Source organism: Bacillus spongiae, from assembly GCF_037120725.1.
Taxonomy (GTDB): Bacteria; Bacillota; Bacilli; order Bacillales; family Bacillaceae_K; genus Bacillus_CI; species Bacillus_CI spongiae.
This window is the reverse complement of record NZ_JBBAXC010000010.1, coordinates 66,857-80,487: the sequence shown is the minus strand read 5'-3', so window position 1 is coordinate 80,487 and position 13,631 is coordinate 66,857. Positions and strand designations below refer to the sequence as shown.

Sequence of the window (13,631 nt, the reverse complement as noted above, 5' to 3'; positions counted from 1 at the left end):
AGAAATGCAGGAAATATAGTATACTAATGACAGAAACTAAACAACAAAGAAAAGGTTGATTTGATGATAGTTAAAACAGATGAACAACTACAAAAATTGAAGAAAATTGGTAAAATCGTTGCGACCATTCGTGATGAATTGCGCTCTCAAACGAAACCTGGTACGACAACAAAGGAATTAGATGAAATCGCAGGCAAAATGTTTGAGGAATTTGGTGCAGTTTCAGGTCCGAAGGGTGAATATGACTTCCCAGGGTTTACGTGTATATCCGTCAATGAAGAAGTTGCACATGGGATACCTAGTCAACGAGTCATTCAAGATGGCGACCTTGTGAACATCGATGTCTCCGGTTCCTATGATGGTTTCTTTGCTGATACGGGTATATCATTCGTCGTTGGAGAAAATGAAGAATTAACCAAACTTTGTGAAGCCACGGAGCGAGTATTTAATCACGCATTAAAGAAGGCAAAAGCAGGCTCAAAACAAAATGGAATTGGAAAAGCAGTGACAAGTGGAGCAAAGAAAGAAGGCTATTCTGTTATTTTGAATTTAACTGGACATGGAATAGGAAAATCTCTTCATGAAGCACCTGAGCATATCTTGAACTATTACGATCCATGGGATAATGCTCTTTTACAAGAGGGATTGGTCATCGCTTTTGAGCCATTTGTGTCTACAGGAGCGGAACATATTGTGGAATCTGGTGATGGTTGGACACTTGTAACGGACGATGGCAGCTATGTAGCACAAATGGAACACACGATCGTAGTTACAAAGGGTGAACCAATAATTTTAACAAAGTAAAGATAAGCGAATAGAATATAGAAAACTCTCCAATTGAAGTAGTGAATTGGAGGGTTTTTCTATTTTAAACAGGGTTTAAATGGAAAGAGGAGAAACCTAAAGGAAAAAACATGGATAAGAAGCCATTCAAAAACAATCTTGGCATATTAAACCTTGTACTAGCTTTTGCAGGTCCGCGCTTCTTTAGTATTTAATAAGACTTATTGAAATACTTTCAGTACATTAAATAGTAATTTGACGTTTATATTGAGAAACCAAAACTTACTTACTGAAGTGAAGATACTTAGTATTTTTATGTTGTCTATGTAAGAGAAAATACAATGAATTAGCATAAATAATGAAATAATTCAGGTTTTTGAGGACGAATGGTAAGGAATTTGTCGATGAGATATTGTGTTAACCTGTGTGAATGCCTACCCACTTTTTTTGATCATGCATATAGTACATAGTGAAAGACGTAACGGAGGTGAAGTATTCATGTACGGATATGGTGGTTATGGTCACGGGTATGGCTACCCAGGCTCTGGATGTTGCTACGGGTACGGTGGCGGAGGCTTCGCAGGTGGTTTTGCGTTGATCGTCGTATTATTTATTTTATTGATTATCGTTGGAGCAGCTTTTGTATATTAAAAAATGGAAAAAAAGGATACAATATAGGTACAACTATATTGTATTCTTTTTTATCTTATACATATTCATTTACTAGTAGAGGTGGGACAAGCTTGAAGAAGAAAATAACACGTTCCAAGCTTTCGTATATAGCAATAATGCTAGTTCCAATTATTCTATTTTCGTTATACTACATTACGAATCAAAAAACAATGAACGATGTTAATGTTCAACATTCTGATACAAAAAACTTTATAGATGATATTCCTGGTGAGTTTATTCCCATTTATCAGGCTGCTGGTGAGAGATATGATGTTCCATGGACATTATTAGCGGCACACCACCGAGTAGAAACAAGATTTTCAAAAATGGAAGTAATGGTCTCACCAGCTGGAGCCATCGGTCCTATGCAATTTATGCCTTGTACTTTTGTGGGTTGGCAGCATCCTACTTGTGGTGACCTTGGAAGAGGTGAAATCTCTGATCAAGAACTTACGGACCCTGAAGTGATCGATCAATATGGTGGTTATGGGGTAGATGCAAATGCTGACGGGAAAGCGGACCCTTGGGATGTTGAAGATGCCATCTTCTCAGCTGCGAAATATTTATCGCTACATGGGGTAAAAGAAGGAAACGTTGAAAAAGCAGTATTCCAGTATAATCATAGCGAGGAATATGTAGAAACGGTGTTGTATTATCTTGAAAAATATGAGAAGGATTTAAAAGAAGAGAGTGTTTCGACAAGTATGGAATGAGATCAATAGGTGTGACGTTAAAGGTAGGATATCTATTTGTAACATTCCACTCTTACCCTGTGAATCTTTGCAAGGATTCACAGGTTTTTTCATTTACCCATGAGTCTAACGAAATATCTAGATGATTTCCTACATAAAGTCGATACTGCAAATCTCGAAGGGTTTAGAATTGACTGTCCATCATTTTAAATTCTAAAATGGTTGTAGTATAGATAAGGGGTGTAAAGGGTGGAATCTATTTTATATAAAGAGTTTACGTCGAAAAATGGAATGAAGAGTAAAAATCGTTTTTTTAAAGGGGCTATGAGTGAAGGGTTAGCAGACAAAAATCATCTTCCAACAGAGTCCCTATATCGATTATATGAAAAATGGGCAGAGGGTGGAACAGGGATTGTTGTAACTGGCAATGTGATGGTTGACCGAAGAGCTCTAGGTGAACCGAAAAATGTTGTAGTAGAAGATGAAAAAGCACTACCATATTTAGAAAAATGGGCTGAACGAGGTACTGGAAATAATACTGAGCTTTGGATGCAGTTGAATCATCCAGGAAAGCAATCTCCGAAAGGAATTGTATCAGAAACAGTTGCCCCTTCGGCTATTCCATTACATAAAAGTATAAGCCGATTTTTCCCTCATCCAAGAGAAATTACTCCAACTGAAATTGCGGATGTTATTAAACGATTTGGTCAAAGTGCAAAACTGGCAAAAACAGCAGGGTTTACGGGAGTTCAAATCCACGGTGCTCATGGCTATTTAATTAGTCAATTTTTATCACCACGGCATAATCATCGCCAAGATGAATGGGGTGGTGATATTCATGGAAGAATGAAATTTTTAATGGAAGTATATAGAGAAATTCGAAGTCAAACTGGGTCATTTCCCATTAGTGTAAAAATGAATTCTGCTGACTTTATGAAAGCAGGTTTTTCAGAAGAAGAAGCGATATTCGTTGCTGAACAGTTGGAGAAAGAAGGCGTCGACTTATTGGAAATTTCAGGAGGGACGTATGAAAACCCTCAAATGACGGGGAAAAATGTGAAGGAAAGCACGAAAGCTCGTGAAGCTTATTTTATCGACTTCGCTAGGAAATTGAGGAAAAGTGTTGACATGCCATTATGTGTAACAGGTGGCTTTCGTTCAAAAACAGGAATGGAATCAGCGCTAGAATCACACGCAACGGATTTTGTAGGAGTTGCTCGTCCACTTGCTGTGTACCCAAATTTGCCACAGTTACTGAAGGAAAATCGCATACAAGAGGTTCAATTAGCTCCTATTAAAACCGGTCTAAATTGGATCGATTCTCGCGCTCCTTTGGAAATAACTTGGTATTCACAGCAGTTAGAGCGAATAGGGGAAGGAAAGGAAGTTAGACCGAACCATCCTGCGTTAGTATCACTTTTGCAGTCCGTTTTAAAAAATGGAAAAGATGTCTTTCAGATGAAAAGGGTAAAATAAACATTTAACCGACCTTTCCATGCTAATTAAGGAAGTTTAAGCAAGAGGATGAGTATTTTGTTTATGAAGGGCGAAATGAGTGGTATTGAATGGTGTATGAAATCTTAGAACAAAACTAGTTACAGCACTTTTTTAATTGCAATCTTGAATTCTTGTATTATTCTTCAATAAATAAATACCACCCTCAGAGGGTGGTATTTATAAAATTGACATTGTCTAATATAGTAAATGAAAAAGGCATTTTCTTCACTCATTCGAATTTAAGCGGTAATGCATTTTCTGTGGGAGTGAGTATTACAATAATAAAGACATAAATTCTTCATCATAATAGCGGCCTTCGACAAACAGTGCGAACTTTTCAACTCCATAAACGGAAAAACCTAAAGTTTCATATAGTTTCTTTGCTTGATGATTTCCGCTCACAACCGCTAAATTTATTTTTTTCAGTTCAGGAAGCGTCTTCGCAACTGCAATGGCTTCCTGTAAAAGGGCTTTACCAATTCCTCTCCCTTGGTTACTGTCATTTACGTACATCGCATATATATTTGCACGATGACGTATTTTCTTCCGAGATTCTCTTAGTAGAGTAACCATCCCAATAAGTTCACCGTTTTCAAATGCCCCAAACGTATAATTATTTTCATTAGAAAGTCGTTCAGCTGTTTGCTCGATAGGGCGACTTTGTTGTAGTGATTCTTCATAACTTGTTAAAAAAGCCTCTGGATGTTCTTTAAGTGCTTTCATTCTTAATTGCCAATATTGTTTTGCATGCGAGGGTGCTAGTCTAATAATCTCCATCTTTTCCTCCTGTTTCCTTTTGTTTCTATAAAAATACTAAATTAGAGCCCTTATTTCCAGTGGTTTTTTCATTATTTTAAAGAAAAACGGCTTTACATGCTTATTCTACATTAAGACATCGTGAGCTTTATGTGAAAGATTTGAAAATATAGCGCTATTTATACCATCAAACTGATTGCGAGTTTAAGCAAGAGATATTCAAGCGCTTAAATCAACACAAAGTTAAACGAAATAACTACTGAAGCAATACTAAAAAAGTGGTGTGAACATCTAATTAATAATAAAGAAGCAAGTGTATCTTTTCAAAAAAACACAATATAAGATAAAAAACCTATTTCACACTAATGGAAATTAATGTAATAATAAGGTTGAATAAGATAGAATATTCTTTTTTTCTTTGTTTGTAGATTTTTCCACTTCCGGTGCGCGTCCTTGACATTGTAGCGATTACCTATACAGATTCTACGATTTCTTCGCAAGTCATTCACCACCTACAAGATAAGTCCGTTGTCATCTTAATTTCCGCAGCTTTATATGTTGGGCTCACAGAGTATGTACGGTATTACCATCTTTTCCGTTGCGGATATTAAGTCGCATAGTAACGACAATGAGACCATCGCACTTGAATTAACATTCGTCATTATCATCAATGTATCTTCTCTCAATAACATTGTCCTATTATGTGTTGTATATTTGATCATAAAGAAAGAATAGGAGGGGACAAAATGAAAATCAAAAAGTACATCGGAATAGGAACGGTAATTTGGTCCATCATCTTCTTAATCGATTACATTTACGAGTTATTTAAAATTAATAAAACAAGTGACGTCACGACTCTTACGGGGTTACGTATCACTACTGTTATGACAAAGGAGGAGTTGAACACTCAATTCTCATTAACATGGCAGTCTTTAATCATGTATCTCGTCTTTGTGATTGTTTTCGTTTCGCTCGGAGTGCTTATCAATTAAAAAAAGCGTAAACCAAGTTTATGACATCTGAAACAGTTGTCATTCTTTTTAATTACATCTTTTCATCATCAGCATGGTCGTTCTTCATGAAGTCATTCATTCCGTATTCGCTTCTATTTTTTCGAATACCAGCTATCACCTAAAAAAAATAACCGGATACACAAAGTTTGATATTATTTCCGCTTCAGCAACGAGCTAATGCAAAATTGCTGCACTGTCTATCAATGATCAAATTAAATCGTAGTTTATTATTTTGCGTCTATATAAAGAAAGCAGCAACTATTTCTTGATAAATAGCTGCTGCTTTCGTAGATATATGCACTTGTTATTGTAAAGCGGTTTTAAGTGTTTGAATATTTTTTTCCATTAGGCTAAAATAATCTTCATTTTGGTTTGCATCTTCTTTTGTTTGAACAGATAAATTGTGAAGATATAGTTTTTCAACCCCAAGTTCTTGTTGGATAACCTTTGAAACTTTTGATGAAACATTTTGTTCAAAAATAACATATTCAATATTATGATCCTTAGCAAGTGAAATAAGTTCTGCTAGTTCCTTTTGCGAAGGTTCATTAGATGGAGACAGGCCGGATATGGCTATTTGCTCAAGGCCATATCGTCTTTCCCAATATCCGTATGCCGCATGGGAAACAAGAATTTCTTTTGAAGAACTTTCTTCTATAGTGCTCTGCATTTCCTCATCAATCTGTAATAATTCTTCTTTTACTTTTTGAAAGTTTTCTTCAAATGTTGATTGTTGTTCCGGTAGTAATTCACTGAATGATGCTGTAATATTTTCTGCTATTTCAATAGCAAGAAGTGGGTCAAGCCAAACATGTGGATCCTGGTCTTCATGTTCTTCATGACCACTTTCTCCCTCTTCCTCACTATGTGCTTCCTCTTCCTCACTATGAGTTTCTTCTTCACTATGCTCCTCTTCTGATGTGACAGTATCAATCCCATAAGCTGTCTCCATAAATGTTACTTGATTATCCGATAAGGATTTTTTCATATCAGCTGCATAGGTTTCAAGTTGACTCGTCGTATACAAAAATAGGTCTGCGTCTGCAATATCCTGCATTTGTTTCAATGTTGGCTCAAAGGTATGGGCATCTGCACCTAGAGGAATAATACTTTCAACATGTACGAAATCCCCACCAATTTTTTCTGAAAAATCCTTTAGGGGGAAGACAGTAGTGTAAATGGTTAGTTTTCCATCTGTTTTTTCATTTCCATCCGTTTTTTCTTGAGTATTGCTGCATGCTGTCATGATGAATATGGCTGTTAACACAAAAAATAATACTATTTTCTTTTTCAAGATACATCCTCCTAATATTTATAAATCGAAATAATTCCGATTTATTCCGCGAAAAAAAAGTTTTTTAAAAGAGTGATAGACAAGTAAAGGGTAAACCGTAATATTTCCGATTTAATTCTATCATGAATTTTCACTTTGTCAATTATTATAATAGGTGTTTTTGAGATTGATTCTCTTGAATTAATAGTCAATCGTTTATGAGCTCTGTTTTTTCGGCCATTTTTGCTTTAGTTTTTTTACTTGGGGAAAAGGGTGATAATTGTCTATGTTTCCTCGGTCTTTTTTTGGACATTGCAGCGGAAGTTATTTCAATCGGTATTATTAGCCCAATTATTATAATCATTATTAGCATGCAATAAGCAAACGTTAATATCTTGCCAATGCTCAAATTATACATCCTCTAAACCTTTGTTTAAATTAAAATAGAATCTTGGACTAGTTCCTAGATTTTATTTTTTATGGAGAGGGTGAGCAGCAACAACGGTTCTCCCACTATTATATAGAGGTAATGGATGTGATATTACATAAACCATCTCTTTGTGAACCATGTTAATCGAGGGTGTTAGTAGAGAGTAGCTAAATTACGGAATTAAATACAAAACTTGATATTCTATAAGTTCATAAAACTCGATGTACATTTATTGACGTAACAGTAGAAAAATTATATTATTATAACGAAAGGAATGAATGTTCATTCCGCATGAGAGGTGATTGAAATGGAAGCAACGAAACGCGATGCTATTTTAGAAGCGGCACTAAAGCTATTTGCTAATCGAAATTTTGATGCGACGACTGTTCCAATGATTGCTGAATCAGCAAAAGTAGGAGCTGGAACGATTTATCGCTACTTTGAAAACAAAGAGGGCTTATTGAATGTTTTATTTCAAAAGTGCATAACCGAGTTTTCAGAAGTCATTACGCAAAGCCTTTCAGGATCTGAGAATAATATACGTAATAAGTTTCATCGTATTTTCAATGGACTATTTACTTATACAGAAGAGAGACCTGAAGGAGTAGTGTTTCTTTCTTATCAAAATCATGATCTTTATCTTGACGAAGAAAGTAGACAAATGAGTCAGGAGTTCTTTGAATTTCTCTATCACTTTATTGAAGAAGGAAAACAAGAGGGAGTTATTTGTGAATTATCTCCAGAGGTCATTATTTCCATCGTATTTGGCTCTTTTAAAGAAGTCTATCTTAATATAAGAAGTGGAAGTATTCACTATTCGAAAGAGCTCATAGTAGATGTAGAAAATTGTTGTTGGAATGCGATAAAGAGGTAGCCATCGATTATTGGCATTTCCTCTTTTTATTCCGGAATGAATATTCATTCCGCTTAATGTAGTTTAGAAAAATTTTATATAAAGGGATGTATCAAGTTGAAGAAAGTATTGAATGCAAGATTACTATCGTTCATTACGTGGATTGCTGTAACGGTGGCTATCGTTATGACAATGCCAGATTTACAGCAATTAGTAAAAGAAAAAGGGCAAATTACCCTTCCTTCAAATGTTCAAAGTCAAGTTGCGTCTTATTTGGACCAACAAATGGAAGCTGGAGCGGAAGATACCTATTCTATCATTGCTGTTTATCACAATGACAGCAAGCAAAAATTCACAAAGGAACAGGTTAGTGATATTAATGCGACCATCGACCAATTAAACAATAAAAAGGCAGAATTGGGCATTACCGAAATGGTTACGCATTTAGATAGTAAGGAAATTGCAGAACAATTAATTTCCGAAGATGGCACGACTATTTTAACCCAGATTGCCGTTGACGAAAAATCAGGGGAGATTAATGAGGTTGCGGATCGACTAAATGAAGTCATTCAACTCGAGCAAGAGAATGTGAACACCTTCTTAACGGGTAATAGTTTGATTATTGATGACTTTAGTCATTCCATTGAAGAAGGTGTTAAAAAAACGGAAGCCATTGCGGTTATCTTTATCATTGGTGTCCTTATTCTCGTCTTCCGCTCGCCAATTATTCCCGTTATCTCATTGTTAACCGTAGGGATTTCCTATTTGGTATCAATGGGAGTTGTCGCCCATTTAGTTGATTTATTAAATTTTCCATTTTCAAACTTTACGCAAGTTTTCCTAGTCGTTATCTTATTTGGAATTGGAACAGACTATAACATCTTGCTTTATACAAGGTTTAAAGAGGAATTGAGTAAAAGTGAAGACATTTATTCAGCCGTAAAAAATACCTTTAAATCGGCTGGGAAAACCGTAATATATAGCGGATTAGCCGTATTTATCGGGTTTGCTGTACTGTTTTTAGCAGATTTTTCTTTGTACAGGTCAATGTCAGCAGTGGCCATAGGGGTTGCGGTTTTGATTCTTGTTTTAATTACACTTAACCCATTTTTTATGGCATTACTCGGTAAAACGATGTTTTGGCCATCCAAAAAGTTTGAAGGGCATGGAGATAGTAAGTTATGGGCATTTCTTTCAAAACAGTCCTTTATAAGACCGTTTACCGTTCTAATTATGCTGGCCGTATTATTAATTCCAGTGTTAATTAAACAAAATGATACACTTAGTTATAATGACCTCTTAGAGGTAGATGATTCCTATGCATCCAAACAAGGAATTAACATTATTGAGAAGCATTATTCTCCTGGATTTTCTTCACCGACTACCGTCTTGATTCAAGAGGATAAGCGATTAGATAATCAAAAATCATTACAAGAGCTAGATGAATTAGCAGAGAAAATTTCTAAAATTGAAGGGGTTTCAACCGTACTTTCTCCTACAAGACCTTTAGGTGAAAAAATTAAAGAGCTCTATCTTAACGATCAATCAGATATTCTTAGTGAAGGTCTTGGAGAGGCACAAAGTGGTGTTGATGAAATCAATGCTGGATTGTCAACTGCTAGAGATGAAATTAGTGCCAGTGATACGAATGAGTTAGATAAAATTCAAGCGATGATTGATGGAACAGGTGAGGTAAAAAGCGGTGTTTCCTCCCTTGCTGATGGCGTAGATCAATTAGCGGAAGGGTATAAGCAAGGAGCAATTGGAGCGAAAGAATTAGAGGATGGCTTAGCTGAATTTAAGGAGAGTTTTAGTGTCTTATTTGATGGTTACAGACAGTTTGAACGTGAGCTAGGAAACATTCGTGACTATTTATCTACTATTCAAGTAGATATCGAGCGGTCTATGGCATCTTATGAACAAATCATTAATGAGCTAGAAACATCATTAAATGAAATCGTGAATGCCAACCCTGAGTTAACGGAAATGATTGACATTGAGGGGATATTTGCAGATGCAAATGCTGAAGCCGCTACGATTAGAGAGGGTTTAGCTGAATTACCGGCAGAGTATGAAAGAGTTAAAACAATGATCGCTTCGATTGAAGACGATGCTAATAAACAATTGAAAATAGTATCTGCTGGGCTTAATGAAATGGAAACTGGAATTAATCAGTTACACGAAGGGGCAGGTGAATTAAGAGCCGGATTAGAGGAAGGAGTTAGTGGTTCAGAACAAATGTCGAGCCAAACACCTGAACTTGAAGCAGGTTTAAATCAAATTCACGATGGCCAAAAGCAGTTATTCACAGGACTACAAGATTTGGAAGGGCAAATGGAATTATTACAGTCTGGTCTTTCAGCTAGTACGGAGGGATTAGATGACATCCATTCAGGTCTTAATGATGCAGAAGGGTATTTAAACGAATTAGGGGCATCCCCTTCATCATTAAAGTTTTTCGTTCCACAAGAGATATTAGAAGGGGAAGATTTCCAAACGGGTCTTGATACGTATATGTCAGCTGATCGTAAAATCGCTCAAATGAATATAGTATTGTCCGTAAATCCATATTCAAAAGAAGCGATGTCGATTGTAAGTGAAATAAATCATCTTGTTGAATCGGCAACGAAGGGAACTGAATTTGAAGATGCCGTCATTGGAATTGGCGGGAAATCTGCTGAAAATGTGGATCTTGAAAATTTAGCGAGCGGTGATTTTGCTCGAACGGCAACGATTATGCTAATCGGAATTGGATTGGTGCTCGTGTACATTACCAAATCTATTTTTCAACCAATCTATATCATTGTCTCAATGGTGTTAGCCTATGGAGCGTCCATTAGAATTACCGAAATTATCAGCGTAAATGTATTAGATATGGAATACTTGACCTGGAATGTCCCGTTTTTTAGTTTTATTATGATTGTTGCATTAGGAGTAGATTATAGCATTTTCCTTATGATGAGATATGTAGAAATCGATGGAATTTCACGTATGCCAATTGTGGAAGCAGCCAAACATATTGGTGGTGTCGTCATTTCAGCTGCACTCATTTTAGGGGGAACCTTTGCAGCGTTAATTCCGTCAGGAGTCCTTACCTTAATACAAGTAGCAACAGTCGTTATGGTTGCATTAGCTATTCTAAGTTTTGTCATGCTTCCAATCCTCCTACCTGGTTTAATTGGTATGCAAGATAAACTAGAAAGGAAGAAGGCTCAACAAAGAGGAAATTCTACCAATCTATAATGTGTTTGAAAACCACCATTCTACCCAGAATGGTGGTTTTGTCTTTCTTATAAAAGCCTATATTGGACAGAAGTAGTTGCTTTTGATATCAATAGGGGAAAGATGAAGAGTCGGATGGAACGGTGCCAAGAAGATGCTCTGAAGTATCTCGATATTCCGTTGATTGGAGCTAGGAAGAAATAGCTTTAGAATAAATCGGATTAAACAAATACCTAGCTCAGCTTACCAAAATAGCAACCTATTTAGAATAGTACATAAGGCGACAATGACCTTTAACTATTTAATATTGTAGATTTACAATTTAAGTTAATATATAATTATACAGAATTTTCTTATTTAACATACGGAGCAGTTTAGATCTAAGGCTGTATCTTTTAAAGAAAGCAGAGGTATTAAATAAAAAAATGAAATATTTAAAAGGTTTGTACGTTTTGATGGTAGTCATGGTATTTGTTAATTTGACAAGTGAATACATATTTAAAGGGGAGTATTCAGCTATTGCAAGCTCGATTATCGTCCTGTTACATATCATCGGTACTATGTTTTTTATTAATGCAAGACATTATCTATCCAAGAAATAATTTGCTTGGTTTTCAAGTTCAAATTAGAAAACAGCCTTTCGTAAAATTAGTTGCTCTTACAAATTTATCTATAGTAAAGGAAAAATATTTTTTTGTCCAGATAAAGGGGGATTTTGTGATTTGGGTTCAAGAATAATGCATTTAATAATTGGTAATAAAATTGCAAATTCTTTATCGATTGAAGATAAAACATCATTTTTGCTTGGAAGTATTGCTCCAGATGCTGTTTTTGCATTCGAAGAAAAAAACGTATCTCATTTTTTTATAGGGGAAGTCAAAGATTATTCAAGAAGGGTTGATTACAAAGGGTTTTTAAATAAATATAGTACTAGAGTGGAAAATACAAATCCATATATATTAGGATATTATACACATTTAATTGCCGATGATATATTTCTAAGAGGCTTTAACCTTTCTTGGTTAAGGAACAGAATGGATGCTGATGAAGGATTATATGAGCTGTATCATAATGACTTCCGATTACTAAATGGAAAATTACTAGAATACTACGGTTTTACAGACGAACTAAGAAAGCAACTTAGTTCTTTTCCTGCTATTCTAGATTTAGAGGAAGTTAAATCGAGAGATGTTGAAAAATTTGTTCCTTTTGTATTAGGCGATATGGAATACGATCCGAAAGTTATAAATGAACAACTTAACGTATTTACATTTAATCAAATAATCGGTTATATAGAAACATCCGTTGATTTAGGGTTGCTAAAAATGAAACAAATTCTTGCAAAGAATCCAACTAACTGCTAACTATAGTAGAATAAGAGTCTTCGAAAGTCATATCATTGATACGGCTTTTTTGTTACAATTTAAACCATGTTTTTCTGTTGAAATTCATTAGATGTAAGTTTATAGAGGTTGAGGTTGGTCCATTAGCCTTTGTCTATGAGTATGCACCACATCTTAACGAGGAATAGTATGGAAAGATACATACTATTCCTCGTTAAGATGTTTGACTGTACTATAAAAAAGGATCTATACCAAGCCTACTTGACAAACCTGAACCCTAATCAAACAGATGTAAAATGAATACTTAGATTTAATTGACCTTGAAAAATTTGCTATTGCTTATTTTAATTCAAAGTATGAAGAAGTCTATTTTATCCAGTCAAAAGAACAAGGTATCAAATTATAATATTGTAGCTAACGCGTGTGTAGGGAACCACTTTTTCGGTTCCCAATTATTTACTCTATTTATCAATATTAAATTTTAACAGGGCCTTAATTTTTAAAACGCACTCGGATAGCTATATCTTTTAGTATTAGGGCTACTATTATTACCAGACCTATAATCATTATTGATGTTGTGAAAACGTTCGTAATGAATTCTCTGATCCCGATTAACGCAATGCCAACTAAAATCCAAGAAAATACACGTTTTGAGTTCTTTTCATATTATATGCAACCTTTCTCTCCACTTCATCAATTAATATGGAAATTGCCTTATCTTGTGTGTCTTCAATAATATTTTGATTGGTTTGATAGGGAGCTCAATTTATCCCTATTTCTAGAATATTGTTTACCACATAGGTTCATCTTTGTTACTCAATTGATAAAAGAATGGCATGACAATAATTAAGACGACACACAATACAAGTTGTAATAGGAGTATATAGTGATTAGATACATTGAAACCAAACAATGGTATCCAAATCACAAAAGGAAAAATGGTCAGACTAAGTCGATTTCTAGCGTTCTTGGATATGTATTGGTCTTGATTACAAGATGGACATGTTAATTTTGTTGAAAAGGTAAATAACCTTACAAATGTTTCTTTCCAACTCCACTTGTAATGACACTTTTGACAAATTGGCATATTTCTCCCC

11 protein-coding genes are annotated in these 13,631 nt (G+C 35.2%); 8 read left to right on the top strand and 3 right to left on the bottom strand.

Annotated features, from left to right (window positions below):
* Nucleotides 1-63: 63 nt before the first annotated feature.
* The 4 genes from map to WAK64_RS13050 all read left to right on the top strand — a co-directional run bounded on the left by map (nt 64) and on the right by WAK64_RS13050 (nt 3,623).
* Nucleotides 64-804, top strand: coding sequence for a type I methionyl aminopeptidase (gene map / locus WAK64_RS13065; protein WP_336587428.1), 741 nt, complete (start codon nt 64-66; stop codon nt 802-804).
* Between the two features lie 477 nt (nt 805-1,281).
* Nucleotides 1,282-1,434, top strand: coding sequence for a YjcZ family sporulation protein (locus tag WAK64_RS13060; protein ID WP_336587427.1), 153 nt, complete (start codon nt 1,282-1,284; stop codon nt 1,432-1,434).
* A gap of 92 nt (nt 1,435-1,526) precedes the next feature.
* Nucleotides 1,527-2,168 carry a lytic transglycosylase domain-containing protein gene (locus WAK64_RS13055; RefSeq protein ID WP_419465946.1) on the top strand — a complete coding sequence of 214 codons (642 nt, stop codon included), beginning with the start codon at nt 1,527-1,529 and terminating at the stop codon, nt 2,166-2,168.
* 228 nt (nt 2,169-2,396) lie between these two features.
* The gene (locus WAK64_RS13050) at nt 2,397-3,623 is read left to right on the top strand and encodes an NADH:flavin oxidoreductase/NADH oxidase family protein (RefSeq protein ID WP_336587426.1); all 1,227 of its coding nucleotides are present in this window, start codon (nt 2,397-2,399) and stop codon (nt 3,621-3,623) included.
* A 294-nt stretch (nt 3,624-3,917) separates the two neighbouring features.
* Here WAK64_RS13050 and WAK64_RS13045 read toward each other — a convergent pair whose 3' ends face one another.
* The gene (locus WAK64_RS13045; protein ID WP_336587425.1) at nt 3,918-4,421 is read right to left on the bottom strand and encodes a GNAT family N-acetyltransferase; all 504 of its coding nucleotides are present in this window, start codon (nt 4,419-4,421) and stop codon (nt 3,918-3,920) included.
* Nucleotides 4,422-5,146: 725 nt separating this feature from the next.
* On the opposite strand from WAK64_RS13045, the gene WAK64_RS13040 reads away from it, so the two are divergent.
* Nucleotides 5,147-5,392 (top strand): hypothetical protein, encoded by a 246-nt coding sequence (locus tag WAK64_RS13040; protein WP_336587424.1) that lies wholly within the window; start codon nt 5,147-5,149, stop codon nt 5,390-5,392.
* Between the two features lie 325 nt (nt 5,393-5,717).
* Here WAK64_RS13040 and WAK64_RS13035 read toward each other — a convergent pair whose 3' ends face one another.
* Nucleotides 5,718-6,707: a metal ABC transporter solute-binding protein, Zn/Mn family gene (locus WAK64_RS13035; RefSeq protein WP_336587423.1), complete on the bottom strand. Its 990-nt coding sequence runs from the start codon at nt 6,705-6,707 to the stop codon at nt 5,718-5,720.
* A gap of 716 nt (nt 6,708-7,423) precedes the next feature.
* Here WAK64_RS13035 and WAK64_RS13030 point away from each other — a divergent pair.
* The 3 genes from WAK64_RS13030 to WAK64_RS13020 all read left to right on the top strand — a co-directional run bounded on the left by WAK64_RS13030 (nt 7,424) and on the right by WAK64_RS13020 (nt 12,555).
* Nucleotides 7,424-7,990: a TetR/AcrR family transcriptional regulator gene (locus tag WAK64_RS13030; RefSeq protein ID WP_336587422.1), complete on the top strand. Its 567-nt coding sequence runs from the start codon at nt 7,424-7,426 to the stop codon at nt 7,988-7,990.
* 96 nt (nt 7,991-8,086) lie between these two features.
* Nucleotides 8,087-11,212 (top strand): MMPL family transporter, encoded by a 3,126-nt coding sequence (locus tag WAK64_RS13025; RefSeq protein ID WP_336587421.1) that lies wholly within the window; start codon nt 8,087-8,089, stop codon nt 11,210-11,212.
* Nucleotides 11,213-11,913: 701 nt separating this feature from the next.
* Complete coding sequence (locus tag WAK64_RS13020; RefSeq protein ID WP_336587420.1) at nt 11,914-12,555, top strand: zinc dependent phospholipase C family protein; 642 nt, start codon at nt 11,914-11,916, stop codon at nt 12,553-12,555.
* A gap of 769 nt (nt 12,556-13,324) precedes the next feature.
* Here the strand turns inward: WAK64_RS13020 and WAK64_RS13015 are convergent.
* Nucleotides 13,325-13,621 carry a TIGR04104 family putative zinc finger protein gene (locus WAK64_RS13015; RefSeq protein WP_336587419.1) on the bottom strand — a complete coding sequence of 99 codons (297 nt, stop codon included), beginning with the start codon at nt 13,619-13,621 and terminating at the stop codon, nt 13,325-13,327.
* Nucleotides 13,622-13,631: the final 10 nt, after the last annotated feature.

Bases quoted from the DNA above. Each gene is read 5' to 3' on its own strand.
- WAK64_RS13015 (WP_336587419.1), bottom strand. From the start codon at position 13,621: ATGCCAATTTGTCAAAAGTGTCATTACAAGTGGAGTTGGAAAGAAACA.
- WAK64_RS13030 (WP_336587422.1), top strand. From the start codon at position 7,424: ATGGAAGCAACGAAACGCGATGCTATTTTAGAAGCGGCACTAAAGCTA.
- WAK64_RS13045 (WP_336587425.1), bottom strand. From the start codon at position 4,421: ATGGAGATTATTAGACTAGCACCCTCGCATGCAAAACAATATTGGCAA.
- WAK64_RS13060 (WP_336587427.1), top strand. From the start codon at position 1,282: ATGTACGGATATGGTGGTTATGGTCACGGGTATGGCTACCCAGGCTCT.
- map (WP_336587428.1), top strand. From the start codon at position 64: ATGATAGTTAAAACAGATGAACAACTACAAAAATTGAAGAAAATTGGT.
- WAK64_RS13040 (WP_336587424.1), top strand. From the start codon at position 5,147: ATGAAAATCAAAAAGTACATCGGAATAGGAACGGTAATTTGGTCCATC.